Genomic DNA, 26,112 nt, shown 5'->3' with positions numbered 1-26,112 from the left:
CGATGCTGCGCCGCGTTCTTCCCGCCCTGACTGCGACCGTCGCCCTCGCCGCGGTCCTCGCGCCGTCCGCCTCCGCGCTGGAGACCCACGCCTGCGCTCGATTTGCCGGATTCAGGTGCGGAACCGTGACGGTGCCGCTGGATCGCTCCGGAAGGGTGCCCGGGACCGTCAGGCTCAACGTCGCGGTCGAGGCGCCGCGCAGGGGCACGAGCGGCTGGCTGCTGGCGCTGTCGGGCGGTCCGGGACAGCCGTCGGTCGCGTTCGCCGACTCGTTCCGCGCGTCGCTGGCGCCCGCGCTCCAGCATCGCCGCCTGGTCGTCATGGACCAGCGCGGGACCGGCGACTCCGGCGTGCTGAAGTGCCCGCCCTTGCAGGCGCTCGGGACGCTGGACGTCGTCAACACGTCGATCGTCGAGTCGTGCATGAGGTCGCTCGGCCCGGCGCGCCAGTTCTACTCCACGACGCAGTCGGTCCAGGACATCGACGCCGTCCGCCAGGCGCTGGGCGCGCCGAAGCTCGAGCTGATGGGCGTCTCCTACGGGACCTACGTCGCCGCGCAGTACGCGCGCCAGTTCCCGGCCTCGACCGAGGGGCTGATCCTCGACTCGGTCGTCGGCCCCGACGGGATCGACCCCTACTTCTTGGACACCTTCGAGCGCCTGCCGCGGGTCCTCGCCGAGCAGTGCCGCGGCTCGCGCTGCCTGGGCGCGACGCGTGACCCGGTCGCCGACCTCGGCACGCTCGCGCGGAGGCTGGCCACCAAGGGCGCGCTGCGCGGCAGCGTCCCGGACGTCCACGGCGCGCAGCACGCGACCGCCGTGCACGACGAGTCCGAGCTGCTGTTGATCATCATGTCGGGCGACCTGAACCCGTTCCTGCAGGCCGCGCTGCCGGGCGCGATCAACGCCGCGGGCCACGGCGACGCCGCGCCGCTGCTGCGCCTGCGCCGGATCGCGCAGGGGCCGTTCAGCCCGTCCAGCGAGTTCTCCTCCACCTTGAACGTCGCCACGACGTGCGCCGACGTCACGCTGCCGTACTCGATCGCCGACGACCGCGTCGGGCTGCGCTGGGACAAGTGGCAGCACGGCTCCGACCTCGTGCCCGACAGCGCGTTCGCGCCGTTCAGCCGCCTGGCGGTCGTCGACACGTCGGTCGCCCACGACTGCCTGCGCTGGCCGCAGGGCGACACGCTGACCAGGCCGTCGACCGCGCCGCTGCCCGACGTGCCGACGCTGCTGCTGTCCGGCCGTCTCGACACGCGCACGCCGGTCGAGAACTCCAGGGAGATGCTGCCGCTGCTGCCGCACGCGCAGCTCCTGCAGGTCGCCGGGACCGGCCACGACGTCCTGGACTCCGACATCTCCGGCTGCGCGGCCAAGGCGCTGAGGCTGTGGGCGGACGGCAGGCAGATCGGCACGCCGTGCAGGGGCGCCGACAACGCGGTCTCGGTGCTGTCGCGGCCGGCCGGGTCGATCAAGGACTACCGGCGGCCCAAGACCGTCGCGGGCGATCGCGGCAGGGTGCTGTACGCGACGCTCGACACGATCATCGACGCGCAGGTCAGCGCGCTGCAGACGCTGTACGCGGGCTACACCAGGCTCCAGGGCGGCGGGCTGCGCGCCGGGCGGTGGAGCGCGTCGGGCGACGGCGGGCGGCTGAGGCTGCACGGCTACTCGCTGGTCCCGGGGCTGCGGGTCAGCGGCGCGCTCGGCGCCGACGCCGACGGCGACGCGGGGACCGTGACGGTCGACGGGCCGGGCCGCCTGGACGGCACGCTGACGATCAGCGCCAAGGGCGCCGTGCGCGGGACGCTGGGCGGCAAGGCGGTGCGGTACTCGCCGAGGGATGCGACGGCGAGCGCGGCGGCGGCCGCCGCGAGCGCGGGGCGCGGGCGGCTGCCGCAGCGCTTCCGGTTCCCGAGCGTGGCGACCGTCAGGCGCCAGGTCGCCTGGCTGCGGGTCGCGGGCTAGCGCGCCTCGCGCGCAGGCGCGCCTAGTGCGCGGCGGGCGTGTCGCTGCGCGGGTCGGTCGGGTCCAGCGCGGCCTCGTACTCGTCGAGGTCGTAGAGCGCGTTCCTGCGGCGCTGGCCGTAGGCGACGACCCCGCCGACGGCGAAGCCGGCGAACACGCACAGCGCGATCGGCAGGATCACGCCGCCGCCGTCCTTGAGCATCACGGTCAGCAGGGCGATCAGCAGGCCGATGATGAACACGATCACGCCGACGAGCGGGCGTGCGCGGTAGAAGGCGATCACGGAGCGCATGCGCTCCCGAAGGTAGCGCTTACGCGCCCGCGACGAGCGCCGCGTGGATCATCCGCGTAGCGGTGTCGGTCAGGCGCGGGAGGTCGGCGATCCGGTCGCCGTCGATCGACAGCAGCGTCAGCTCCTCGAGCGCCTCGACCAGCTCGCGGGCCATGTCGGGATGCACGGCGTAGCCGTCCGGGAGCTCGTCGGCGTGCTGCTCGGCGAGCGCCTGGATCATCGCCGCGAAGCCCTCGTTGACCGTGCGGCGGCGGCGCAGCGCCTCCGGGCCGGCGTCCTGGACGTCGCGCAGGAACGCGCGCGCGAGGCCGGGCTCGGAGGCCAGCGTCTCCAGGTAGGCGCGGACGCCGAGCGCGATCCGCTCGTCGTAGGGGCGGCCGGTGCCCTCGATCACCGCGGACGCGGTCTCGGCGCGCAGGAGGGAGGCGGAGGCCTCGTAGGTCGCCAGGTAGCAGGCGGCGACGTCCGGGAAGTGCTGGAAGAACCGGTCGCGCGGGACGCCGGCGCGGGTGGCGACGTCGGCGGGGGTGATGGCGGTCAGCGGTGCGTCGCGGAGCGCTTCCGCCATCGCCGCGATCAGCTGCGTGCGCTCGGCGTCGCCGCTGCCCTCGGCCCGCAGCGCGCGCACGAAGCGCGAGTCCGTCACCTGCCCCATGTTGGGCACCCTAGCGTTCCTCACCGGTCGGGACCACTGGAGCGGGTAGGGTCGGCGCGTGGAAGGGTGGAGACGATGGTGTCTTGGCGCCGTGGCGCTGGTGCTGATGGTCGCGGCGGCCTGGCCGGGCGCCGCGCGCGCACGCCAGGACGACCCGCCGGTCGAGGCGCGCGCGCCGGTCGACGGCGCGGTCGTCAAGGACGTGGTCGGTGGGTTGAGGGTCCAGTTCACCTGCCCGGCCTACCACCCGACGCAGTTCGACCAGGACGTGCACGGCGACGGCGACGGTTACTACGTGGTCCTGGCGACGGCCGGTGCGGTTGGCGTGGACGGCCTGCTGCTCGGCCCGGCGCGGGTCGACACGCGCGCCGCGGTCGTCGTCGACGGCGTCGCCGGGATGTGCACCGCGGCGCCGGACGCCGCCGAGCGCGGGCTGCTGCCGCGCGAGCCGGGGACCTACTGGTGGCAGCCCTACCGCGACTGCGCGACCTACCTCTGCCCGTTCGGCGAAGAGGTCGGCGACCCGGTCCGGGTGGTCGTGCGCGAGACCGTCTGCAGCGCCAACCGGACCGCGCTGCGGGCCGCCACGCGAGATCTCGCAGCGGCACGCAAGTCCTACAGGTCGCATCGGACCAGCGCCCGCCGCGACCGCATCACACGCCTGGCCGCACGCGTGACGCAGCTGAAGGCCCGGCTGCGCGTGGTCTACCACTGCAAGATGTAGGAGTCGCTCGCGCTAGACCGCCGCGATCTCGACCCGCAGGCGCTCGATCATCGCGTCCACACGGCGGGCGACGTGGGTGACTGGTTGGCGCATCGCCTCGGCGACCTCGGCGATCGGGGTGCCGTCGACCATCATCGCCAGGATCGGCAGGTCGCCGGGCTCGACGCGCGTGCCGGCCGACTCCAGCAGCTCGCGCGGGACCGGCGGCAGGACGCGGTCGCCGCGGGAGACGGCGCGCAGCGCGTCGAACAGCTCCGGCGCGGGGGCCGACTTGTTCAACAAGCCGTCGGCGCCCGCGAGGATCGCGGGGACGACCATCGCGGAATCCGCGTAGGCGGAGTACAACAGCACGGCGGGCGCCGGGATCTCGCGCTTGAGGCGGCGGCAGAGCTTCAGCCCGTCGGCGCCGGGCAGGTGGTAGTCGAGCAGGACGACGTCCGGCTTGGTGCGCTGCATCATCGCGCCGAGGTCCTCCTCGGACGACGCGGTCCCGAGCGGGACGATCCCGGGCTCGGCGCGCAGCACGGCGGTCAGGCCGGCGCGCATGGCGGGGTGGTCGTCGACGATGAGCAGGCGGATCATGGGGAACCTCCGGGATGGGGGAGAGCGAGGGCGACGGCCGTGCCGCGCCCTCCGGGTCCGGGCCCGATGTTCAGGCGGGCGCCGATCGTCTCTGCGCGTCCGTGCATCGAGCGCAGCCCGTGGCCGCCGGGGCGCGGCTCGGGTGGCATGCCGACGCCGTCGTCGGCGATCGTGAGGGTGATCGCGTCGGGCGCGTCGGCGAGCGTGACGGTGATGGCGGAGCAGCCGGCGTGGCGCACCGCGTTGGTGAGCGCCTCGGCGGCGATCCGGTAGGTGTGGGCGGCGACCAGCGGCGGCAGCGCGGGCAGGTGGCCGGCGACGTCGATCCGGGCGGTCCCGGCCTGCGCCAGCTCGGCGGCGCGCTCGCGCAGCAGCTCGTCGACGGGGCGGCCGTCGAGCGGCGTGCGCAGCTCGGCGACGCTGGTCTCCATGTCGGCGGTCGCGTTCCGGAGCTCGGCGAGCGCGCCGTCGAGCAGCGCGCGCGGGCCGTCCTGAGGCACCTGCGGTTCGAGCGCCGAGAGCATCAGGTGGGCGGCATGGACCCGTTGCTTGGCGGAGTCGTGCAGCTCCCAGGCGATGCGCTGACGTTCGGCCTGGAGGACGAGGCGCTCGGACTCGCCGCGCGCGGTCCGCAGGCGTTCCAGGAGCAGCGCGGAGTAGGCGAGCGTGGTCGTGATGACCATCGGGACGAAAAGGTGGGTGGCGAGCGTCTCCAGCCGGATCGTGTTCTCCAGCGTGTCCGCCGGGAGCTTCTCGGTCAGCAGCGCGACCCCGCCGTAGAGGGCGGAGAACACGACGCCCCAGGCGAACGCGATCCGCCACGGCAGCGACGTCGCGGGCAGGATCAGCGTGGTCAGCGCGAACACGTAGAACGGCGAGCGCCAGTCGCCGCCCGCCATGATCAGCCCGAAGGCGGCGAGCGCGTCGAGGGCCCAGATCACGGGCGCGGCGCGCCAGTCCTGGGTCAGGCGCAGGACGTAGAGGCTGACCGGCGTCCAGGCGAGCGTGATCGCCGCCAGCAGCGGGTCGTGGTGGGTGACGCGGTGCAGCAGCAGCAGCGCCACGGCGACCAGCGCGCCCAGCACGCGGGTCATCGTGAGCAGGGCGAACCAGCGGTGGTCGCGCAGCGTGCGCAACGGCCGTAGCTCGAGAGTCCTGCCCATCACCCTGGAGACCCTCTCAGCTTCACCTCAACGGCGCATGAACGTGACCTCGACGTCGTCGCCCCAGAACGACACGTAGGACTTGACCGGGCCGCACTCCGGGAACGGCGCCTCGTAGGACCAGGCGGCGTCGGGCAGCTCGCCGCCGGGGACGGTGACGGTCCAGTAGGACGCGGTGCCCTTGTACGGGCAGAAGGTCGAGGTCTCGGTCGGGCCGCTCAGCGGCGCGGTGACGTCGTCGACCGGCAGGTAGTAGCGGTTGGGCAGCGCGGTCTCCGACAGGACCAGGGCGCGGTCGCTCTCGGCGATCAGCTCACCGCGCGCCCGGACCTCGACGCGCGCGGACGTCGAGCGGATGTCGACGCGGTGGTACGGATCCGGGAAGCCCTGGACCTCCTCGTCCTCGTCGAGCCAGCGGTCGAAGCGGTCGAGGTAGACGCCGGCGTAGCCCTCCAGCCACGACGCGGCCTCCAACGGCTCGTCGTAGACCCAGATCGCGTCGACCGACCCCGCGACCGTCCGGTAGGAGGCATCGCCCTTGAACGGGCAGTGCGTCGAGGTGTCCGTCCGCTCCAGGGCGTCCGCGTCCACATCCGCCAGCGGCACGTAGAGCTGCGGCGACAACCCCGTCTCGTGCAGGAGGAACGCGTTCTCGGTGTCGACGACCGTCCTGCCACCGATCTCCCCGCGCACCCGCCGCGGCACCGGCGTCGACAGCAGCCGGTGCTTCGGCCCCTCGATCGCGTAGTTCGTGTTGCCGGGCGTCCCCGCCAGCGGCCCAGGTTCGCGCGTCAGGCTCATGCCCAACGACGGTAGTGGGTCGCCTCGCGCGCTCAGCCGAGCTCGGCGCGGCGGGTGGTGATCAGGTTGCGGCGGGCGATGAGCTCGGCTTCGAGTTGGTCGAACTCGGCGCGGCGGGCGGTGAGGAGCTCGAGTTGGCGGGTGACGTTGAGGGCGGAGGTGTCGAGGATCTCGCGGCGGCGGCGCTTGGAGGTCGAGGGTGCGGTGAACTCCTCGCGGCGGGCGTCGCGGCCGTCCTCGGCCTCCATCAGCGTCTTGAGCTCCTCGAGCGAGACGCCGAGCAAGGACTTCAACTTGACCGCCTTGCGCAGGCGCTCGACGTCGGCCTCGGTGTAGGTGCGGTGCTGGCCGGCGGCGCGGTCGTGGTCGACGCCGCCGAGCAGGCCGAGCTCCTCGTAGTACCGAATCGTCCGCGTCGTGATCCCGAGGCGCTTGGCGACCTCGCCGATCCGCAGGGTCGTCTCGACGGCGCTCATGCCTTCGCCGCCTTCGGCGTCGCCGGCCGCGCCAGCGACACCAGCGCGCCCGCGACCGCGGTCCCGGCCAGGACCCACAGCGCCGTGTGCATGTTGTGGATGAACGGCCTCAGGGCCTCGTCGCTCAGGCCGGACGACACGCCGCTGAAGATCGACAGCAGCACCTTGGTCGGGACCGCCGCGGTGATGATCCCGAGCACGAACGCGATCGACAGCACGCTGCCCGTGTTCTGCAGCATCATCCGCGTGCCGCCCGCGATCCCGCGCCGGTGCACGGGCACCGAGCCCATCATCGCCGCCGTGTTGGGCGAGTTGAACATGCCCGACCCCAACCCGTTCAACAACAGCCAGAACGCGGCAAGCGGGTACGACGAGCCGGTCCCGAGCGTCGTCATCCCGGCCAGCGAGACCGCCACGACGACCATGCCCAGCGCCGCCAACGTGCGCGCGCCGTGCCTGTCGGCGTAGGCACCGGCCAGCGGCGAGGAGATCAGCATGCCCAGCGCCAGCGGCGCGAGCTTGACGCCCGCCAGGATCGGGTCGTCGCCCAGCGCGCCCTGGAAGTACAGGACGAACACGAACGTCAGCGCGAAGCGCGACAGCCCGTTGAGGAACGCGGCGCCCGTCGCGGCCGCGAAGCCGCGGTCGGCGAACAGCGACAGGTCGAGCATCGGCGCGCGCGTCCGCCTCTCGATCAGCACGAACGCCGGCAGCAGCACGACCGCGGCGACCAGCGCGACGATCGTCGACGTGTCGTTCCACGCCACGATCCCGCCGCGCGAGATCCCGTACGTCAGGCCCGTCAACCCGATGACGAAGGTCACCGTTCCCCACCAGTCGAAGGTGTGGTCGACCTCGGGCCGCATCAGCTCCTCCAGCACGAAGAACGCCCACAGCGTGCCGACGATCCCGAGCGGGACGTTGAACCAGAAGACCCAGTGCCAGGAGATCTCGACCAGCGCGCCGCCGAGCACCGGCCCGAGCACCAGCCCGATGCCCGCGACCATCACGTTGGTCCCCATCGCGACGCCGAGCTGCTCCTTCGGGAACGCGTCGGTCACGAGGGCCGAGGCGTTCGCGAACAGCAGCGCGCCGCCGATCCCTTGGACGATCCGCCACAGGATCAGGTCGGTCCCGCCCTGCGCGAACCCGGCGCCCAGCGAGGCGACCGTGAAGACCGCGAAGCCCAGCACGAACGCCTTCTTGCGCCCGAAGATGTCCGAGAGCCGCCCGAACGTCAGCACCAGCACGGTCGAGGCGATCATGAACGCCAGGATCACCCAGACCAGCGTGAGCAGGTCGACGCCGAGCGCCCTCTCCAGGTCCGGCAGCGCGATGACCAGCGTGCCGGAGTTGATGGTGGCCAACAACATGCCCAGCGACGTGCAGCTGAGCGCCCACCACTTGTAGTGATGGTGATCGGCGCTGACGCCGATCCGCCGCTTGCGTGCGACCGCCGGGGAAGAGGGGAGAGCAGACATCGAAGTTCGATGGTACCCAAACTTCCATTTGACGTGAACGTCAAGTTAGCCCGGCGTCGCGCTGCTCTGCCGCGACGCCGGGCAAGGGCGGTGACTACGCCGGGATCTCGACCCGCCTGCGGCGCGGCGAGGACGGCGAGTCGTCGTCATCGTCGGCGTCCTCCGCCGGGCCCTCGATCGACAGGCGCGGCAGGCGCCGCTCCAGCCACTCCGGCATCCACCAGGACGCGCGGCCGAACAGGTGCATCAGCGCCGGGACCAGGATCAGCCGGATCACGAACGCGTCGAACAGCACGGCGCTCGCCAGGCCGACGCCGAACAGCTTGATCGTCCGGTCGTCGCCGAGGACGAACGAGCCGAAGACCGAGATCATGATGATCGCCGCCGCCATGACGACCTTGCCGGTCAAGGCCAGGCCGTGGCGCACCGCGAACGGCGCGTCGTGGGTGCGCTCCCACTCCTCGTGCATCCGCGTCACGAGGAAGACCTCGTAGTCCATCGACAACCCGAAGATGATGGCGAACAGCATCACCGGCAGGAACGGCTCGATCGGCCCGGTCGTCTCCACCCCGATCAGGGACGCGAGGTGCCCGTCCTGGAAGACGAAGGTGATCACGCCGAGCGCCACGCCGATGCTGAGCAGGTTGAGCACCGCGGCCTTGACCGGGATCAACACGCTGCGGAACACCACCGCGAGCAACAGCAACGACAACCCGATCACGACGCCGATGAACAGCGGCAGCTTCGACGACAGCACGCTGCCGAAGTCGGTCGTCGACGCGGTCGCGCCGCCGATCGAGACATCCTTCAAACCATCCTGGCCGTGCGTCACGCCCGGGACGACGTGGTCGCGCAGGTCCGACAGCAGGTCCTTGGTCGCCTGGTCCTGCGGCGCGCTCTTCGGGATCACCGTCAGCGTCGCGGCGTCGCCCGCGGCGTTCAGCACCGGCTGCGAGACCGCGGCCACGCCGGGCGTCTGCGCCAGCCTGGTCTTCAAGGCCACCAACTCGGTCTTGCCGCCGTGCGCGGCGTCGACCTCGGCGGCCACCAGCAGCGGCCCGTTGAACCCGGGGCCGAAGCCCTGCGAGAGCAGGTCATAGGCCTTGCGCGTCGTCGTCGCCGGCCCGTCGTTGCCCGCGTCGGCGCTGGCCAGGCGGATGCCCGTGACCGGCGCGGCGACGACCAGCAGCAGCACCAGCGCGCCGGTCGCGAACGCGGCGGGGCGCCGCGCGATCCACGCGCTCCAGCGCCCGAACCCGCGCGGCTCGGCAACCCCTTCGACTTCGGCGTCGCCCGCCGGGAACTTGATGCGCCTGCCGAAGAACCCCAGCAGCGCGGGCAGCAGCGTCAACGACGACAACATGGTCAGCGCGACCGCCGCGGCCGACGCGACCGCCGGGCCGTTGAGGAACGAGACGCCGAGCAGCAGCATGCCGAGCAGCGCGATCACCACGGTCGTCCCGGCGAACAGCACCGAGCGCCCCGCCGTGTCCATCGCGGTCAGCGTCGCGCCGCGCACGTCCGCGCCGCCGCTGCGTTCACCGCGGAAGCGGTTGATCACCAGCAGCGCGTAGTCGATCCCGACCCCGAGCGCGATCATCACCGCCAGCGTCGGCGCGAAGTCCGCGATCGAGAACGAGCCGGTCGCCGCGTACACCAGGCCCATCGCCGCGGCGATCGCCGCGAACGCGCTGACCAGCGGCAGCGCCATCGCGGTCATCGAGCCGAGCACGAGGAACAGGACGATCACCGCCACGGCGACGCCGATCAGCTCGCCGGCGCCGGTCTCCGGCTGCTGGGCCTGCTTGATCGCCTGCCCGCCGAGCTCGACCTGCAGCGTCGAGGTCGCGCCGGCCTGCGCGGTGTCGATGACCTTCTGGACGTCCTTCTTGTCCAGGTCGACGGCCTGCTTGTCGAACAGCAGCGACGCGTAGGCGACGGTGCCGTCCTTGGACACCGTCGCCTTCGCGTTCTTGTAGGGGCTGACCACCGCGGTCACGTCGGGGAGCTTCGAGACCTTGGCGATCACGGACTGGACCGCGGCCTGGTTGGCCTGGTCGTTCAGCGAGCCGCGCTTGGCGTGGAACACGATCTGGGACGTGTCGCCCGCCTGCTGGGGGAAGCGGCTGCGGAGGAGGTCGAGGGCACGCTGGGACTCGGTCCCGGGGAGCGTGAAGTTGTTGATGTAGCCGGAACCGGCACCGGCGGCGAGCGCGCCTGCGGCGACGATCAGCGCGACCCAGAGGGCGGCGACGAGGCGGCGGCGGTCGTGGGAGAAGGCGGCAAGTCGTCTCATGACGCAGGCCAGGAAAGCACAGCCTGCGCAGAAATGCAATGACTGCAGAAATGCGCAGTGTGCAATCCGGCACACAGTGCAGAGTCGCAGGCCGAATAGGTAACATCCGTCACGCAATGGGTCTGCGCGAGCGCAAGAAGGAGCAGACGCGCCGCGCCATCGAGGACGCGGCGTTCCGCCTGTTCGAGGACCGCGGCTACGCCGCGACGACCGTCGCCGACATCGCGGAGGCGGCCGACATCGCGCCGCGCACGTTCTTCTCGTACTTCCCGTCCAAGGAAGCGGTCGTCTTCGGCGATTTCGACGAGGTCTTCGACGCGCTCGAGACGCGGATGCGCGACCGCGCCGACGACGAGAACGCCTTCGAGGCGCTGCGGGAGTGGATCGGCGAGCTGATCGCCCGCGGCCACGCCGAGGACGACGGCGACCGCGAGTGGCTGCGCCACTGCCTCGTGCGCGACAACGACGCGCTCGCCGCCCACGAGCGCCACATCATGGGCCGCTTCGAGACGCTGATCGCCGAGTCGGTCGCGATCGACCTCGGCTCCGCGCCCGACGACCTGCAGCCCAAGCTGATCGCCGCGGCGGCCGTCGCGGCCCTGATGGCGCTGTCGGGCGACGACGAGGATCGCCGGGCCAAGAAGAAGCACGGCCCCGACGAGGCCGACCTCGCGCGCCTCGACGAGGCGTTCACGTTCCTGCGGGGCGGGATCGCCGCCCTGCAGGAGGTGCGGGGAACCGCACCCCAGCAGAAATAGGGGACTCCCTGATGTGCGGAGGGCGGCGGCGGCGCAGTATGCGCTCCGACCCCGCAACTCCCCTTCCTGGAGACACTCCCAATGCTGACCTCTGCTGCTGCTGCTCCCTCGCTCGACCTCGACCTCTCCGCCCTCCGCGCCGAGTTCGGCGGCACCCTGCACCTCCCCGGCGACGCCGGCTACGACGACGCCCGCGCGGCCTGGAACCTCACGGTCGACCAGCGCCCGCCGCTGGTCGCCGAGCCCCGCAACGCCGACGACGTCGCCGCGCTGGTCCGCTTCGCCGCCGCCAACGGGCTGCGCGTCGCGCCGCAGGGCACGGGCCACAACGCCTCGGCCCGCGCCGGCGCCGACGAGTCGATCCTGCTCAACATGCGCAACCTGCGCGCCGTCGAGATCGACAACACCAACTTCACCGCCCGCGTCGAGGCCGGCGCGCTCTGCGCCGACCTGACCGCGCCCGCCTCCGAGCTCGGCCTCGCCGCGCTCGCGGGCTCCTCGCCCGACGTCGGCCTCGTCGGCTACGTCCTGGGCGGCGGCGTGGGCTGGCTCGGCCGCGCCTACGGGTTGTGCTGCAACTCGGTCCTGTCCTTCGACGTCGTCACCGGCGACGGCGAGCAGCGCCGCGTCGACGCCGACCACGACCCGGAGCTGTTCTGGGCGCTGCGCGGCGGCTCGGGCTCGCCCGCGGTCATCACGCACATGGAGCTGAAGCTCTACGCGGTGCCGGAGCTCTACGCCGGCGCGATGCTGTGGCCGTGGGAGCGCGCCCGCGAGGTCTTCCACGCCTGGCACGCCTGGACGCGCGATGCGCCGGAGACTGCCACGACATCGATCCGGATCCTGCAGGTCCCGCCCGTCCCGGAGATCCCGGAGATCGTGCGCGGCCGCAACTTCGTCGTGATCGACGGCGCGGTGGTCGGCAGCGCCGGCTACGCGTCCGACGTGCTGGCGCCGTTCCGCGCGTTGGAGCCGGAGATCGACATGTTCGCCCCGGCGCCGCCCATCGCGCTCAGCCACCTGCACATGGATCCCGAGACGCCGGTCCCGGGCATCAGCGACCACGCGCTGCTGGGCGACCTGACGTCCGAGGCGATCGACGCGCTCGTCGACGCCTGCGGCCACGAGTCCGAGAGCTGCCTGCTGCTGACCGAGCTGCGCCACTTCGGGGGCGCGCTGGGCCGGGTGCCGGAGCACGCGGGCGCCCGCGGCAGGATGGAGGGCGAGTACATCTTCTTCGCCCTCGGCTCGCCGATGACGCCGCAGCTGGCGGAGCTGATCCCGGCCTCGCTGCAGCGCGCCAAGGCCGCGATCGAGCCGTGCGCGAACGGCCGCATCTACCTCAACTTCGCCGAGCACCCCTCGGACGTCGCCACGGCGTTCTCCGAGGAGTCCTTTGCCGCGCTGCAGGCGGTCAAGGCGAAGTACGACCCGCGCGACGTGATCCACGCCAACCACCCGGTGGCGCCGGCTCACGCCTAGCGCGAGGGGAGCGCAGCACCTGCGCCGGGTCTTCACTGGGAGTGGGGCGCGGCGCAGGAGCGCTCACCGCAACGTCGAACGCCATCGTCACGATGGCTTTCGGGCGCCCGCAGGTGGCCACGCACCGCTACGGGCAGGTGCTCGCGGCGACGGTCTTGGTGATCGTCGCGACGATCGCGCTGCCCGACGACCACGTCGGGCGCGGGATCGCGCTGCTGCTCCAGGCGGCGCTGCTGGTGATGGTCACGATCGCCGCGCGCGACACGCGCAGCCGGACGCTGACCGCGATCGGCTTCGCCGCCGTCGTCTTCGGCGCGATCAGCGCGGTCGGGATCCGGACGCCGGGCTGGAACCTGCTCGGCCTCAGCGGCGCGGTCGCCACGGCGATGCTCGTGACGGTCGGGACCGGCGTCGTGGCGCTGATCCGCCGCGACGGCGTCAACGTCCAGGCGGTGGCCGGCGGCCTCGTGTCCTACCTGCTCGTCGGGATGATCTTCGCCGACGTCGTGGGTGCGATCGCCGACGGCACCAGCGGCTGGTACTTCGCCCAGAACGTGGACGGCAGCTCGGGCGACCACATCTACTTCTCGTTCATCACGTTGACGACGACCGGCTACGGCGACTTCACGCCGCGCACCGAGGTCGGCCGCGCGATCTCGACGCTCGAGGTCCTGGTCGGCCAGATCTACCTCGTCGTCGTGGTCGCCCTGCTGGTCGGCAACCTCAGGCGACGAGACGCCTGAACAGGCGCTGCAGCGTCGCCTCGGGGTCGTCGCAGAAGCCGGTGTGGATCGGCGAGGCCTGGACGATCGTCGACGACGTGGCGGTCAGGAAGCCGAAGCGGTCGGACTGGTCCATCGTGGCGATCGCGCCCGCCGACGGGTCGCCGTCGGCGACGCGGACGAGGCCGTCGAGGTGCTGGGCGACCGCCGCGACGTCGAGGTCGGGCGCGAGCGCGCGCAGGCGTTGTTCATCAACCTGCACCAAGGCCTTCAGGAACCTGCGGCGGCGGCAGAAGACGACGACGCCGACGTTGACGGCCTCGCCGCGCTCGACGCTCGGGACGACGCGCCAGATCGCGTAGGCGAAGGCGTCGTCGGACGGCGCGCGCTCAGGCGACGGCACGGCGCGCCTCCTCGGCCTCGGCGGCGAACGCGCCGTCGCGCAGGCGCTGCGCGATGTAGGTCGCGTAGACCTCGCGCGGCGGCGACGCGTCCGCGGCGCCGCCGAGCCAGTCGTCGGGGACCTCGGCGGCGATCCGCTCGACGGTCGCGCTGTCGAGCCGGGGCGCCAGGCGCTCGCCGGCTTCGGCGATCGACCCCGCGAACGGCAGCAGCACGTGGTCGCGGATCAGCGGGAACCTCGCCGCGGCCGCGCCCTCGGGCCACGTGGGCGCGTGGTGGCGGTAGAGCGCGGCGCCGTGGTCGATCAGCCACAGGTCGCCGTGCCAGATCAACATGTTGGGGTTGCGCGGCGTGCGGTCGACGTTCTGGCACAGCGCGTCGAGCCAGACGACCTCGGCGGCCAGCTCGGGCGTCACGCCGACCGGCGCGGCGGGGGAGAACGACAGCGCGCCGGGCAGGAAGTCGAGCGCCGCGTTGGTCCCGCCGGAGGCGGCGACGAGCTCCTGGATCTCCGGGTCCGGCTCGGCGGCCGCCAGCAGCGGGTCGACCTCGACGATCACGATCTCCGGGACGCGCAGGCCACAGGCGCGCGCGATCTCGCCGACGACGACTTCGGCGATCAGCGCCTTCAGGCCCTGCCCGGCGCCGCGGAACTTCACGACGTAGAGGCCGTCGTCGTCGGCCTCGACCAGGCCCGGCATCGAGCCGCCCTCGCGCAGCGGGGTGACGTAGCGCGTGGCGCGCACGGTGCGCAGTCGCGTCGGTTCGGGCATGCGACGCCGCACGGTAACGCCCGCTCCGGCGCTACGGTCCTGCGCAGTGCTGTGGTTCGAGTGGGACAACCTGGTCCTGACCGGCGCCCAGGCGGCGTGCGTCGCGCTTCCCGCGGCCGGCGTCCCGCGCTTCCTGGAGCGCTTCCGCGGCGGCTGGTGGGCGCTGATCCTGCCGCTGTGCATCGTCGCGGTGATCGTCGGGATCGACCAGGTCCCGGACACCGCCAACGTCCTGACGTGGGTCGCGCTGCTGCTGATCCCGCCCGGCTGCGCGCTGGCGCTGGGCTGGGCGATGCACGGCGCGCGCTGGTGGCTGGCGCCGCTGGCGATCCCGCTGCTGGCGATCGCCTGGGCCGACCAGGACGGCTCGCGCCCGGGGCAGGTCGCGACGCTGCTGTTGATCATGGGGTCGGTCATCACGCTCGGGCGCCTGCTCGGCGGCGCGGCGCCGCTGCTGCTGCTCAAGTTGGGGTTGATCGCGATGGCGGTCTCCGACGCGATCCTCGTCTTCGGGAACACGCTGCAGGCGCCCAACGCGGTCCTGGAGGCCGCGGCGCCGGGCGCCGGGCTGCCGCAGCTGCAGTCCGCGGCGTTCCACTACGCCTCGATGGGCTACGGCGACTTCTTCGCCGCCGCGGTGCTCGGCGGGCTGCTGGCGACGGAGCGCCGCCCACAGCTGATCCCCGCCGTCGCGTTGTTGGTGGTGTCGCTGTGCTGGGACCAGCTGTTCCTGACCGTCGACACGCTCCCGGCGACCGTCCCGGTGGCGATCGTCCTGGTGCTCGTGGAGGTCTGGGCGCAAGTTCGGCGCCGCCGTCGCGTTGCCGCTCCCGATGGCTGATACGAGATTCCCGCGGCCGTGCTCGCACGCCCGGCGGCGCTGATCGCCACGCGACAACTTGCCGATCCAACCAGGATCGGCTGCGCTGTCGCGCGGCGCTCAGCATCCACCGTGCGCACGATCACGACCACGGTCGATCTCGCATCAACCATCTGAGGAGAGTCGCCGAACGACGGGAGAGGTTCGTGGAACGAGGGAAGCTGACGCGGCGCGGCGCGCTGGGCTGGGCCGGCGCGAGCGGGCTCGGGCTGATGCTGGCCGGGGGAGAGCGGAGCAGCGCGCAGGCGGCCGCCGCGCCGAGCGACGTCGACGCCGTGATCGTCGGCGCCGGGCTGGCGGGCCTGACGACCGCGCGCAACCTCGTCGCGGCGGGCAAGTCGGTGGTCGTGCTGGAGGCGCGCGACCGCGTCGGCGGCCGGACCCTCAACCACGACCTCGGCGGCGGCAAGGTCACCGAGGCGGGTGGGCAGTACGTCGGCCCGACCCAGGACCGCGCGCTGGCGCTGTGCAGGGAGCTGGGCGTCGGCACCTACCCCGGCTACCAGCCGGGCAACAGCGTCTACGTCGCCGACGGCCACGCCACCACGTACACGGGCGACATCCCGCCGGACCTGCTCGCGCTGCCCGACCTCGCGCAGATGATCCTGCGGCTGGACACCATGGCCAAGGACTTCCCAGTCGACGCGCCCTGGACCTACAGGGACGCCGCGACGCTCGACGGCATGACCGCCGAGACGTGGATCAGGAGCAACACCATCAACTCGTCGCGGATCCTGGCGCTGGTGAACCTGTTCCTGTCGCCGGCGCTCGGTTCCCGGGCCTCGGACTGCTCGATGCTGTTCCTGCTGGCGACGATCGCGGGCTACGGCGACGCCTCGACGCCCGGCACGCTGGAGCGCGGCATCGGCTCCAAGGACGCCGCGCAGGACTCGCGACTGGTCGGCGGCACGCAACGACTTTCGCTGTTGATGGCCCAGGCGCTCGGCAGCAACGTGGTGTTGAACGCGCCGGTGGCGTCGATCGCGCAGAGCGACGCCGGCGGCGTCACCGTGACCGTGCAGGACGGCCGCGCCTGGCGCGGCGCGCGGGCGGTCGTGGCGATCCCGCCGCCGCTGGCCGTCGAGATCGACTGGGATCCGCTGCTGCCCGCCGAGCACGACGCGCTCCGGCGCCGGATGATCCTCGGCACGCTGGCCAAGTGCGAGGCGATCTACGAGACGCCGTTCTGGCGCAGGGCGGGGTACAACGGCCAGGCCATCAAGCTCGGCGACTGCGCGGTCCCGGCGATCTTCGACAACTCGCCGCCCGACGGCACGCCGGGCGTGTTGATGGGGTTCATGGGCGGGAAGTCGTGGTCGACCTACCAGACGGCGTCGGCCGCGGATCGCAGGCAGGCGGTGCTCGACGACTTCGCGAGCGCGTTCGGCCCGCAGGCGCTGTCGCCGATCGACTACTTCGAGCAGGACTGGGTCGAGGAGCGCTGGACGCGCGGCGCGCCGACGTCGGTCCTGGGGCCGGGGACGCTCACGCGCTTCGGGCCGAAGCTCACCGAGCCGGTCGGCGCCGTGCACTGGGCGGGCACCGAGACCGCGGGCTACTGGAACGGCTACATGGACGGCGCGATCTCGTCGGGCGAGCGCGCGGCCAGGGAGGTGCTGGCGAAGTTGTAGGCCTCGCCGGCCGGCGCTACAGGAGCGCGCAGATCGCCTCGGCCGACAGCTCGCCCTTGGGGACGAAGCCGTTGGCGCCGGAGCGCCCCACGAGCGGCCCGAACTCCTTCGGGTCGCGGCTGGAGGTCAGGACGACCTTCGGCGCGTGGTGGTCGAGCGTGATCCGCGAGGCGACGTCGAAGCCGTCGAGGTCGGGCAGGTTGATGTCCAGCAGGACGAGATCCGGGGACAGCTCCGAGGTGGCCGCGAGGCCGCTGGCGCCGTCCTCGGCCTCGCCGATGACCTCGAAGCCCTCGTGCTCCAGCAGCAGCCTCGCGGCGGAGCGGAAGGAGGGGTGATCGTCGACGATGAGGACCTTCATGGGCACACCTCAAGCGTGCCCATATGCGGGACCTTCCAACGTGCGGGTAACCCCCTTTTGCCGCGTGGGTGTCCGGAAGGCAACGCGTGAGCTACCGCGTGCCTATGCAGGCGGTTCCCTACAGCAGGCCGAGGTCGTGGGCGCGCGCCACGGCCTCCTCGCGCGACTGCGCGTGGAGCTTGGTGTAGATGTTGCGGCAGTGGGTCTTGACCGTGTTGACCGACAGGAACAGCGTGCCGCCGATCTCGCGCTGGGAGAGGCCGGACGGCAGCAGCCGCAGGACCGCGCGCTCGGAGGGTGAGAGCGGCGCGGCGGTGGCCGGCGCGGTCGCTGTCGCGGTCAGGTCGATCGCCGCGGCGGGGCCGGCGAGGCGGCCGCGGTCCGGGCACGGCTCGAGGATCTGGAGCGCTTCGGCTTCCAGGATGCTCGCAAGCTCCGGGCGCAGGCAGGCGCGGTGGACGGCGGCGAGCCTGAGCCGCGGCTCGGCGCGCTCGAACGCGTTGCCGCCGCGCTCGGCGAGCGTGATCGCGCGGTTCAGCGGCGCGACCGCGGGCTCCAGCGCGCCGGCGAGCTCGAGCATCCGGCCCTCGGCCAGCGCGCCGCCGATCGCGACCGGGTGCTCGGCGATCGACGGGTCGGCGTCGACGAGGTCCTCGATGCGGTTGAGGCGGCGGCGGGCGCTGTCGTCGTCGCCGCCCTCGGTCGCCAGCAGCGCGAGGTAGCCGAGCGCGGCGGCCAGCGCGCGCGGGTCGGCGTGGACGTGGGCGAGGCCGGCGGCGCGTGCGAAGTGGCGGGCGGCGACGCGCGGGTGGCCGCGCCAGAGCGCCTCGTGCGCGCGCAGGAGCGCGTCGAAGGTGTGCCAGAAGCCGTCGCGCGGGTCGGCGGTGGCGGCGGCGAGGTCGAGGCGGTCGGCGAGCGCTTCGAGGTCGCCCGCGCGCAGCGCGCCGTGGGCGTGGAGCAGGAGCGCGCGGCCATCGACGGTGTCGGCGGCGAGGTCGTCGGCGCGGGCGGTGTCGCCGAGCTCGTGCGCGGCCCAGAGGCGGGGGAGGAGCAGCGCGCTGTTGTTGTCGTCGTCGGTCTGCTGCAGCCAGCGGATCACGGTCGCGTGCTCGCCGCGGGCGAGCGCGCCCGGCCAGGCGGCGGCGACCTGCGCGGCGGTGAGGCGCGGCGGGGCGTCCGGCTCGCCGTCGCCGAGGCGGATCCGGGCGCCGGTCGGCGCGCAGTCGCTCCAGACCAGCAGCGAGGGCAGCGCGGCGTCGGCGACGCCGATCAGCTCCAGGTCGAGCGGGATCGCCAGCAGCGCGACCTCGGCGGCGACGAGCGGGATCACGGCCTCGGCGAGCGCCGACGGGCCGGCGGCGAGCATCGCCTCGGCGTCGCGGCCGAAGGCAGGATGGGTGGCGCGCAGGGCGCGGATGATGGTGCGCCAGAGCCTGACCGGGTCGGCGTCCTCCACGCCGAGCACCAGGCGGGCTGCGGTCATGGAGGCGACCCTAACCCGTACGCACTTCGTAATGCGAAATCTGCGAAGCGCGCGCCATCATGGCGGCCAATGGTCTTGTTGTTGGTCATTGCCGTCGTCGTCGGCGCGGGCACGGCGCTGAGCCCGTGCGCGCTGCCGGTCCTGCCCGCGCTGCTCGGCGCCGCGGGGGCCGCGGGAGGGCGGCGGCGGCCGATCGCGATCGTGCTCGGGCTGAGCGCGACGTTCCTGCTGTCGGTGATCGGCGGCGGCGAGCTGCTGCGCCACGTCGGGCTGGGCGGGAACACGCTGCGCGACGCGGGGATCGTCGTGCTGATCGTGGCCGGCGTCGCGGCGCTGGTGCCGGGTGTGGCGGAGCGGGTCGAGCGGCCGCTGGCGTCGCTGTCGCGGCTGGGGCCGCGGACGCGTGGTGACGGGTTCTGGTCCGGGCTGCTCGTCGGTGCCGCGCTGGGGTTCGTCTACGCGCCGTGCGCGGGGCCGGTGCTGGCGGCGGTCGCGTCGGTGAGCGCGGTGAGCGGCAAGACCGTCCTGGTCGCGGTCGCCTACGTGTTCGGCTCGGCGGTCGTGCTGGCGGCGATCGCTTTGGGCGGCCGGCGGGTGCTGGAGCCGATCCGGCGGGCGGGGCCGCTGCGGGTGCAGCGCGCGCTGGGCGCGGTGCTGCTGTTGACCGCGGTCGCGCTGGCGTTCGGGTTGGACACCAACTTCGAGACGGCGCTGGCGCGCCACACGAGCGACATCACGCTGACCGCGGGGCTGGAGCAGTCGCAGTCGACGCAGAAGCGGCTGCACGACCTGCACGACACGGCGCCCAAGTTCACCGACAGGTCGTCGTCGGCGTCGGCGTCGGCCACCAGGAGGTCGTCGCTGCCCAAGCTCGGCGCGGCGCCGGAGTTCGCCGACACGCAGCAGTGGTTCAACACGCAGCCGTTGTCGATGAAGGCGTTGCGCGGGCGGGTCGTGCTGATCGACTTCTGGACCTACACGTGCATCAATTGCCTGCGCACGTTGCCATACCTGGAGGCGTGGGACGCGCGATATCGGAGGCAGGGCCTGACGATCGTCGGCGTCCACGCGCCCGAGTTCCAGTTCGAGCACGACGCCGGCAACGTCGCGCGGGCGATCAGGAGCAACCACATCAAGTACCCCGTCGTCCAGGACAACGACCTCGGGACCTGGAACGCCTACGGCAACCAGTACTGGCCGGCCGACTACCTCATCGACGCCGACGGCCAGGTCCGCGCGACGCAGTTCGGCGAGGGCGACTACGCGAAGACGGAGTCGGAGATCCGGTCGCTGCTGGCCGAGCGCGGTGACCGGTTGAGCGCCTCGCGCTCCCGCCCGCACGGTGTGACGCCGGTCGGGACGCAGGCGACGCCCGAGACCTACGTCGGCGCCGAGCGCGCGGACGGCTGGATCAAGAGGCCTTCCAAGGGCACGAAGAGCTACACCGCGCCGGCCAACCCGCCGCTGAACGGCTTCGCCCTCGGCGGCACCTGGAACATCGCCGACCAGCCGGCGACCGCAGTCAGCACGGGCGCCTCCATCACCGCGACCGTCCAAGCCCGCTTCGTCTACCTCGTCCTCTCACCACCCCGCGGCCACGCCGGAGCAGTGACCGTCCAGGTCGACGGCAAGACCAAGCACATCGCCGTCACCTCTCAACGCCTCTACACCCTCGCCGACTTCGGCACCACCTCAGTCCACACCCTCAAGATCACCTTCGCGCCGGGCACCTCGGCCTACGCCTTCACCTTCGGCTGATCGATAGACGCGCCTCGTCGCCTCTGGCAGCGCCGTCGCCGTTGGGCGGTCGGCCGCAGTCGCAGCGCCAACGTCCTGCCACCAATGCGTAGTCGCTTCTGACGACGCGACTCGTCGCGCTCTCCGCGAGCGCGGCCACGAGACGAGCGGTGCGTTTTGGTTCTCCGCGAACCAAAATGCACCGTTGGGCACCGCGACCCATCGCGCGCTGCGGCGTCAGCGGTTGCGATAGATGTCGGCGCGGTGGGCGATTGCGAGCACTGTGATTGTGCGCGTATCGTCGTCGATCGCGTAGATGATGCGGTAGGGGCCGCGGCGGGCGGACCAGCGGCCGGTCAGCTCGAAGCGCAGGGGCTTGCCGAGGCGATGGGGGTTGGTGGCGATCGCGCTGAGGGCTTCGATGACCGCGGTCGCGTACCTGGTGGGAAGTTGCTCCAGGTTGCGCGCGGCCGGCCCGGCAACGACCAGCTGCCAGGGCGCGTCGCTCAAACGCGCTTGCGCAGCTCGTCAAGCGATACGACATCGCCCGCGGCGACGGCCGCTTCGCTGTCGCGGATCTGCTTCATGAGGTCCGGGTCGGTGAGCGCCGCCAGCGTCTCCTCAAGGCCTTCAAGATCCTCGTGGCTGATCAGCACCGCAGCCGGGCGGCCATTGCGCGTCACGACGACGCGGTCATGCTGCCCCTCGACGCGATCGACGAGCTCGGAGAGATGGGCCTTGACCCACGAGAGCGGCAGCGCTTCGGACATGACCATAATTGTAGTCACGTCGCCGGTCCGCCACAACCGCGCCATTGGTATGTCTCACGCCCACGAGACGAGCGGTGCATTTGGGCTCTCCGCGAGCCCGAATGCACCGCTGACACCGAGACCGTGAGGCGCGCCAATGGAACTCTCAGGTGGGCTTAAGGGTGCTCTGGGAGAGTCGTGCTCATGCGGATCAAGCGCTATGTCTTGGTGTCGGCTGCGGTGTTGGCTGCGGGGGCTGGTGGAGGGGCTGCGATTGCGGCGACCGGCGGTGGTGATGATGATCACAAGAAGGCTGAGCAGTCGATCTTGGATGATGCCGCCAAGCGGTTGAACGTCACGCCGGACGCGCTGCGCTCGGCGCTCGGTGCGGCGGAGGATGCGCAGCTCGACCAGCAGGTCAGGGATGGCAGGCTCACGCAGGCGCAGGCCGATGCGATCAAGAGGCGGCGGGCGGACTCGGGCGAGGTGCTGGGGCCGGGTGCCGCCGGCGGACCCGCCGGGCCGCGTGGTCCCGGGATGATGCATCCGGGCTTTGGGCTCGGGTTCAAGGCCGGGCCGGGTGGGGCGCTCGATGGCGCGGCGACCGCCCTCGGTCTGTCGCGCGACGATCTCCTGAAGCAGCTCCGCGCCGGTAGGTCGATCGCCGACATCGCCAGGGCGCAGGGCAAGTCCCTGGATGACGTCAAGACGGCGATCACCGCGGCCGTCACGAAGGAGCTCGATCAGCAGGTCAGCGACAGGAAGCTCACTGCCGACCAGGAGACGAAGATCCTCGGCGAGCTCAGGGATCACCTCGACGACCTCGTCAACAACACGCGACCGTCACCGCCAGCGGGCGCGCCGAAGAACGGACCGAACGGCGCACCGCAGTTCGGCCCGCGTCACCACTGGCGCTAGCCTGCGCACACACTGGCGGAGCTCGTGTCGAGCTCGCAGGCACCACCCCGCGATCTCGCAGCAGCTTCCTGGGCGTTTCCCAGGAAGCTCTGAGGTTCACGGCCGAAACTGATCAGCGTGATGACCACCGCCACGCCCGAGAGCCACCGCGTCCTCGTCGTCGACGACGAGCCCAACATCGCCGACGTCATCTCGATGGCCCTGCGCTTCCAGGGCTTCACCGTCGAGTCCGCCGGCGACGGCAAGAGCGCGCTGGAGGCCGTCTCGTCCTTCAAGCCGGACCTCCTGGTCCTGGATGTGATGCTCCCGGACATGGAGGGCTTCGAGATCGCCCGCCGCCTGAGCGCCGAGCGCGTCCAGGTCCCGATCATCTTCCTGACCGCCCGCGACGCGACCGAGGACAAGGTCCGCGGCCTCACGATGGGCGGCGACGACTACGTCACCAAGCCCTTCAGCCTCGAGGAGCTCGTCGCCCGGATCCGGACGATCCTGCGCCGCGCCGGCCTCTCGCAGCCCGAGACCTCGCGCCTGGTCTTCGAGGACCTCGAGCTCGACGAGGACACGCGGGAGGTCACCCGCGACGGCGAGCTGATCGAGCTGACCGCCACCGAGTACCGCCTCCTGCGCTACCTGATGCTCAACCCGCGCCGCGTCCTCACGCGCGCCCAGATCCTCGACCAGGTCTGGGACTACGACTTCGGCGGCGACGCCCGCGTGCTCGAGACCTACATCTCGTACCTGCGCAAGAAGATCGACAAGAACGGCCCGCCGCTGATCCACACCGCGCGCGGTGTCGGCTACGCGCTGCGTGCGCCCCGGAGCTAGTTGTCCATGTCGCTCCGCACACGCCTGATCGCGGGGCTCTTGGCGCTGGCCACCGTCGGCCTGCTGCTGCTCGCCGGCGTCACCTACGCCGAGCAGCGTCACTTCCTGCTGAGCCGCGTCGACGACCAGGCCAAGCAGGCCTCGCAGTGGACACGCGACGGTGGCGGCTCGCTGCTGCCGTTCGGCGCCGTCAACCCCGGCTACGGCAGCGACGACGGCGACGACAACGGCGGCCGTCCGCCGGCCGCGCACGGCGGCCCCGGCCCGGCGGCCGGCACCTACATCTGGACCCGCGACACCGACGGCACCAGCAGCACCCCGGACTGCAACTGCTACGACACCTCGGTCACCCCGAGGTGGCCCTCGAACCTCACCGCCGGCGAGGCGGTGACCGTCAAGGCCACCAACACGGGCAAGTCCTACCGCGTCTACGGGACCAAGCTGCGCGACGGCACGGTCAAGTTCGCGGCCGTGCCGCTGGCGGAGACGACCGACACGCTCAACCGCCTGCTGCGGATCTCCGGCCTCGTCATCGTGGGCATCCTGTTGGCCTTGGGTGCGTTGTCATGGTGGTTGGTCCGGATCGGGCTGCGCCCGCTGGAGCGCATCGGCGTCACGGCGGGCGCGATCGCGGGCGGCGACCTCGCGCGGCGCGTCGAGCCCGCGACCTCGAAGACCGAGGTCGGCCGGCTCGGCCTGGCGCTGAACCGGATGCTCGACCGCCTCGAGGACGCGTTCTCCAAGCAGAAGGCGTCTGAGGACCGCCTCCGGACGTTCCTCGCCGACGCCTCGCACGAGCTGCGCACACCGCTGGCGTCGATCCGCGGCTACGCGGAGCTGTTCCGGATCGGCGCGGCGCGTGATCCCGAGAACACCGAGAAGGCGATGACGCGGATCGAGGCCGAGGCCGCGCGCATGGGCGTGCTCGTCGAGGACCTGCTGACGCTCGCGCGCCTCGACGAGGTCCGCGAGCAGATCCGGGAAGACGTCGACCTCGGTCGCCTGGCCGGCGACGCGGTCGATGACGCGCGCGCCACTGCGCCCGACCGCGAGATCGAGCTGGAGCACCTCGGGCTCGGCCACGTCAGCGGCGACCCACACCAGCTCCGCCAGGTCTTCGCCAACCTCCTGCGCAACGCGCTCGTCCACACGCCTGCGGGGACGCCGATCGAGGTGTCGGTCCGCGACGAGGACCGCTGCACGGTGCTGGAGGTCCGCGACTACGGCCCGGGCCTGCCGACCGACGAGAACGACGCGCTGTTCGAGCGCTTCTGGCGCGCCGAGGCGGGGCGCAAGCAGGGCAAGGCCGGCGCCGGCCTCGGGCTGGCGATCGTCGCCGGGATCGTGGCCGCCCACGACGGCAGCGTGAGCGCCGTCAACGCCCCGGGCGGCGGCGCGCGCTTCACGGTCAGGCTGCCCGCGGGCGGCGACCGGAGGCCCGCGCCCGCCGCGCCCGAGGACACCGCCGCGGGCTAGACCGCGAGCGCGACCTCGCGCGGCTCGGCGGGCTCCGGCGCGTCGCCGCTCAGCTCCGCGGCGAGGCGCGCGAGCGTCGCGATCGTCGCGGCGGTCGTCTCCGGCGCCAGCGTGAACGGCAGCCGGACGTGGTGCTCGAACGTCCCGTCGACCGAGAACGCCGGGCCGGGGGAGAGCAGGATGTCGTGGTCCGCCGCGGTGGCCGCCAGGCGCGTGGCGTCCGGCGTCGGCAGGCGCGCCCAGGCGCTGATGCCGCCGGTCGGGCGGCGCACCTCCCAGGACGGCGCGTGCTCGCGCAGGGCGTCGAACAGCGCGGTCCGGCGCGGGCGCAGCAGCGCACGGCGCGAGGCCAGGACCGCGTCCCAGTTCTTGTACACCTCGAGTGCGACAAGTTGCTCGAGCATCGGGCTGGCCATGTCGACCGCGGTCCGGACGGCGATCAGCTCGCGGATCGTGCGGGCGCTGGCCCGGACCCAGCCGATCCGCAGGCCCGCCCACGCCGCCTTGCTCATCGAGCCGACCGTGATCGCCGCGCCGAAGGTGCCCAGCGGCGCGGGCAGCGCGGGGCCGTCGAGGCGCAGCTCGCTGCAGGTCTCGTCGGCGACCAGGACCGCGCCCGCCCGCGCGCACGTCGTCGCGATCGCCTCGCGCGCCGCCGCGTTCATGACCAGGCCCGTCGGGTGCTGGTAGTCGGGCACGACGACCGCCAGCCGCGGCGCCGCGACCCGCGCGGCGTCGGCCCAGGCGCCCGCATCCCAGCCGCGCGGGCCGAGCGCGATCGGGACCGCCCGCGCCCGCGCCGCCCGGATCGCCGCCAGCGTCCGCGGGTAGCCGGGAGCATCCACCAGCACTCGGTCACCAGGTCCTACATGCAGGTCCATGATCAGCCGCAGCGCATGCTGCGCGCCCGCGGTGATCAGCACCTCGTCGGCGCTCGTCGCCAGCCCGCGCGCGGTCAGCCGCGCCGCGACCGCCTCCCGCAGCTCCGGCAACCCCGCCGCCGAGTACCCGAGCCCCGGCAGGTGCCGCGCCAGGCCCCGCGCCGCCCGCTGCACCGCCTCGGCGAGCAGCGGGTCGGGCGCGGGCAGCGCCGCGACCGTGAGGTCGACCACGCCGTCCGTCCGGTCCGGAAGCGCGACGGCGCGGTGGCTCGCCGGCAGCGTCACGACGGTGCCCGCGCCGGTGCGGGCGGTCACGTAGCCGGCCTCGTCGAGGCGGGCGAACGCGCGGGTCACCGAGCCGCGCGACAGCTCCAGCTCGGCGGCGAGGTCACGCGTCGAGGGCAGGCGGGTGCCGGGCAGCAGGCGGCCGTCGACGACCAGCGCGCGCAGCGCGTCGGCCAGCGTCGCGGAGCGCGACGAGCCGGCGGCCGGGCGGCGCCAGGAGGAGCCCAGCAGCGGGACGAGAGCGGCGGCGGTCAGGGTCCGGGCCATGGGTCCATCGTCGCACGATTGGACCCGTAGCACCAGGGCCAA

General features: G+C 72.7%; 26 protein-coding genes. 11 read left to right on the top strand and 15 right to left on the bottom strand.

What is annotated here, in order from left to right:
• The first annotated feature begins 2 nt into the window (after positions 1-2).
• A complete protein-coding gene (locus H030_RS0125340; protein ID WP_081691157.1) occupies positions 3-1,970 on the top strand; it encodes an alpha/beta hydrolase in 1,968 nt (655 codons plus the stop codon).
• A gap of 22 nt (positions 1,971-1,992) precedes the next feature.
• Here the strand turns inward: H030_RS0125340 and H030_RS0125335 are convergent, their stop codons facing one another.
• On the bottom strand, positions 1,993-2,262 hold the full coding sequence (locus H030_RS0125335) for a hypothetical protein (RefSeq protein ID WP_027008190.1): 270 nt from the start codon (positions 2,260-2,262) through the stop codon (positions 1,993-1,995).
• A 19-nt stretch (positions 2,263-2,281) separates the two neighbouring features.
• The gene (locus H030_RS37895) at positions 2,282-2,917 is read right to left on the bottom strand and encodes a TetR/AcrR family transcriptional regulator (protein ID WP_051223739.1); all 636 of its coding nucleotides are present in this window, start codon (positions 2,915-2,917) and stop codon (positions 2,282-2,284) included.
• Between the two features lie 91 nt (positions 2,918-3,008).
• On the opposite strand from H030_RS37895, the gene H030_RS0125325 reads away from it, so the two are divergent.
• On the top strand, positions 3,009-3,641 hold the full coding sequence (locus H030_RS0125325) for a hypothetical protein (RefSeq protein WP_027008189.1): 633 nt from the start codon (positions 3,009-3,011) through the stop codon (positions 3,639-3,641).
• 12 nt (positions 3,642-3,653) lie between these two features.
• Here the strand turns inward: H030_RS0125325 and H030_RS35135 are convergent, their stop codons facing one another.
• The 6 genes from H030_RS35135 to H030_RS35115 form a co-directional block, all read right to left on the bottom strand.
• On the bottom strand, positions 3,654-4,223 hold the full coding sequence (locus H030_RS35135; RefSeq protein WP_051223738.1) for a response regulator: 570 nt from the start codon (positions 4,221-4,223) through the stop codon (positions 3,654-3,656).
• Complete coding sequence (locus H030_RS37890) at positions 4,220-5,386, bottom strand: sensor histidine kinase (RefSeq protein ID WP_081691156.1); 1,167 nt, start codon at positions 5,384-5,386, stop codon at positions 4,220-4,222. Before H030_RS37890 ends, H030_RS35135 begins: the two co-directional genes overlap by 4 nt.
• A gap of 27 nt (positions 5,387-5,413) precedes the next feature.
• Positions 5,414-6,187 carry a DUF427 domain-containing protein gene (locus H030_RS0125310; protein ID WP_035129760.1) on the bottom strand — a complete coding sequence of 258 codons (774 nt, stop codon included), beginning with the start codon at positions 6,185-6,187 and terminating at the stop codon, positions 5,414-5,416.
• A 32-nt stretch (positions 6,188-6,219) separates the two neighbouring features.
• Positions 6,220-6,663, bottom strand: a complete 444-nt coding sequence (locus H030_RS35125; RefSeq protein WP_051223736.1) for a MerR family transcriptional regulator — start codon at positions 6,661-6,663, stop codon at positions 6,220-6,222.
• Positions 6,660-8,144, bottom strand: coding sequence for an MFS transporter (locus tag H030_RS35120; RefSeq protein ID WP_051223734.1), 1,485 nt, complete (start codon positions 8,142-8,144; stop codon positions 6,660-6,662). Before H030_RS35120 ends, H030_RS35125 begins: the two co-directional genes overlap by 4 nt.
• Before the next feature lie 94 nt (positions 8,145-8,238).
• Positions 8,239-10,440: an MMPL family transporter gene (locus H030_RS35115; RefSeq protein WP_051223732.1), complete on the bottom strand. Its 2,202-nt coding sequence runs from the start codon at positions 10,438-10,440 to the stop codon at positions 8,239-8,241.
• Between the two features lie 116 nt (positions 10,441-10,556).
• On the opposite strand from H030_RS35115, the gene H030_RS35110 reads away from it, so the two are divergent.
• From H030_RS35110 to H030_RS37885, 3 genes are all read left to right on the top strand, one after another.
• A complete protein-coding gene (locus H030_RS35110; protein WP_051223730.1) occupies positions 10,557-11,198 on the top strand; it encodes a TetR family transcriptional regulator in 642 nt (213 codons plus the stop codon).
• Positions 11,199-11,279: 81 nt separating this feature from the next.
• The gene (locus tag H030_RS35105; RefSeq protein ID WP_051223728.1) at positions 11,280-12,680 is read left to right on the top strand and encodes an FAD-binding oxidoreductase; all 1,401 of its coding nucleotides are present in this window, start codon (positions 11,280-11,282) and stop codon (positions 12,678-12,680) included.
• A 92-nt stretch (positions 12,681-12,772) separates the two neighbouring features.
• Entirely contained in the window at positions 12,773-13,423 is a 651-nt protein-coding gene (locus tag H030_RS37885; protein WP_051223726.1) for a potassium channel family protein, read from the top strand.
• Here the strand turns inward: H030_RS37885 and H030_RS0125275 are convergent.
• Together H030_RS0125275 and H030_RS0125270 are read right to left on the bottom strand one after the other, a co-directional pair.
• Positions 13,404-13,805 (bottom strand): DUF3037 domain-containing protein, encoded by a 402-nt coding sequence (locus H030_RS0125275; RefSeq protein WP_027008187.1) that lies wholly within the window; start codon positions 13,803-13,805, stop codon positions 13,404-13,406. The two genes, H030_RS37885 and H030_RS0125275, sit on opposite strands and share 20 nt — an antisense overlap.
• Positions 13,792-14,577 (bottom strand): HipA family kinase, encoded by a 786-nt coding sequence (locus H030_RS0125270; protein WP_027008186.1) that lies wholly within the window; start codon positions 14,575-14,577, stop codon positions 13,792-13,794. The genes H030_RS0125275 and H030_RS0125270 overlap by 14 nt, the downstream gene beginning before the upstream one ends.
• Before the next feature lie 46 nt (positions 14,578-14,623).
• On the opposite strand from H030_RS0125270, the gene H030_RS0125265 reads away from it, so the two are divergent.
• Positions 14,624-15,418, top strand: coding sequence for a hypothetical protein (locus tag H030_RS0125265; protein ID WP_027008185.1), 795 nt, complete (start codon positions 14,624-14,626; stop codon positions 15,416-15,418).
• A 185-nt stretch (positions 15,419-15,603) separates the two neighbouring features.
• Complete coding sequence (locus H030_RS0125260) at positions 15,604-17,088, top strand: flavin monoamine oxidase family protein (protein WP_196809271.1); 1,485 nt, start codon at positions 15,604-15,606, stop codon at positions 17,086-17,088.
• Between the two features lie 16 nt (positions 17,089-17,104).
• Here the strand turns inward: H030_RS0125260 and H030_RS0125255 are convergent, their stop codons facing one another.
• Positions 17,105-17,449, bottom strand: coding sequence for a response regulator (locus H030_RS0125255; protein WP_035129757.1), 345 nt, complete (start codon positions 17,447-17,449; stop codon positions 17,105-17,107).
• Between the two features lie 118 nt (positions 17,450-17,567).
• A complete protein-coding gene (locus H030_RS39880) occupies positions 17,568-18,932 on the bottom strand; it encodes a helix-turn-helix domain-containing protein (protein ID WP_027008182.1) in 1,365 nt (454 codons plus the stop codon).
• A gap of 69 nt (positions 18,933-19,001) precedes the next feature.
• On the opposite strand from H030_RS39880, the gene H030_RS38650 reads away from it, so the two are divergent.
• Positions 19,002-20,690, top strand: a complete 1,689-nt coding sequence (locus H030_RS38650; protein WP_027008181.1) for a cytochrome c biogenesis protein DipZ — start codon at positions 19,002-19,004, stop codon at positions 20,688-20,690.
• A gap of 216 nt (positions 20,691-20,906) precedes the next feature.
• On the opposite strand, the gene H030_RS0125240 is transcribed toward H030_RS38650, so the two are convergent.
• Complete coding sequence (locus H030_RS0125240) at positions 20,907-21,179, bottom strand: type II toxin-antitoxin system RelE family toxin (protein ID WP_027008180.1); 273 nt, start codon at positions 21,177-21,179, stop codon at positions 20,907-20,909.
• Entirely contained in the window at positions 21,176-21,439 is a 264-nt protein-coding gene (locus tag H030_RS0125235) for a type II toxin-antitoxin system Phd/YefM family antitoxin (RefSeq protein WP_035129755.1), read from the bottom strand. The genes H030_RS0125240 and H030_RS0125235 overlap by 4 nt, the downstream gene beginning before the upstream one ends.
• Before the next feature lie 183 nt (positions 21,440-21,622).
• Between H030_RS0125235 and H030_RS0125230 the strand changes: the two genes are divergently transcribed.
• The 3 genes from H030_RS0125230 to H030_RS0125220 all read left to right on the top strand — a co-directional run bounded on the left by H030_RS0125230 (position 21,623) and on the right by H030_RS0125220 (position 24,637).
• Complete coding sequence (locus H030_RS0125230) at positions 21,623-22,336, top strand: hypothetical protein (RefSeq protein ID WP_155892266.1); 714 nt, start codon at positions 21,623-21,625, stop codon at positions 22,334-22,336.
• Positions 22,337-22,456: 120 nt separating this feature from the next.
• Positions 22,457-23,161, top strand: coding sequence for a response regulator transcription factor (locus tag H030_RS0125225; RefSeq protein WP_027008177.1), 705 nt, complete (start codon positions 22,457-22,459; stop codon positions 23,159-23,161).
• Positions 23,162-23,167: 6 nt separating this feature from the next.
• On the top strand, positions 23,168-24,637 hold the full coding sequence (locus tag H030_RS0125220; protein ID WP_027008176.1) for a sensor histidine kinase: 1,470 nt from the start codon (positions 23,168-23,170) through the stop codon (positions 24,635-24,637).
• On the opposite strand, the gene H030_RS35095 is transcribed toward H030_RS0125220, so the two are convergent.
• On the bottom strand, positions 24,634-26,070 hold the full coding sequence (locus tag H030_RS35095; RefSeq protein WP_051223724.1) for a PLP-dependent aminotransferase family protein: 1,437 nt from the start codon (positions 26,068-26,070) through the stop codon (positions 24,634-24,636). The genes H030_RS0125220 and H030_RS35095 overlap by 4 nt on opposite strands.
• Positions 26,071-26,112 lie beyond the last annotated feature (42 nt).

The organism is Conexibacter woesei Iso977N, from assembly GCF_000424625.1.
GTDB lineage: Bacteria > Actinomycetota > Thermoleophilia > Solirubrobacterales > Solirubrobacteraceae > Baekduia > Baekduia woesei_A.
This window is presented reverse-complemented; position numbering and strand designations above follow the sequence as displayed.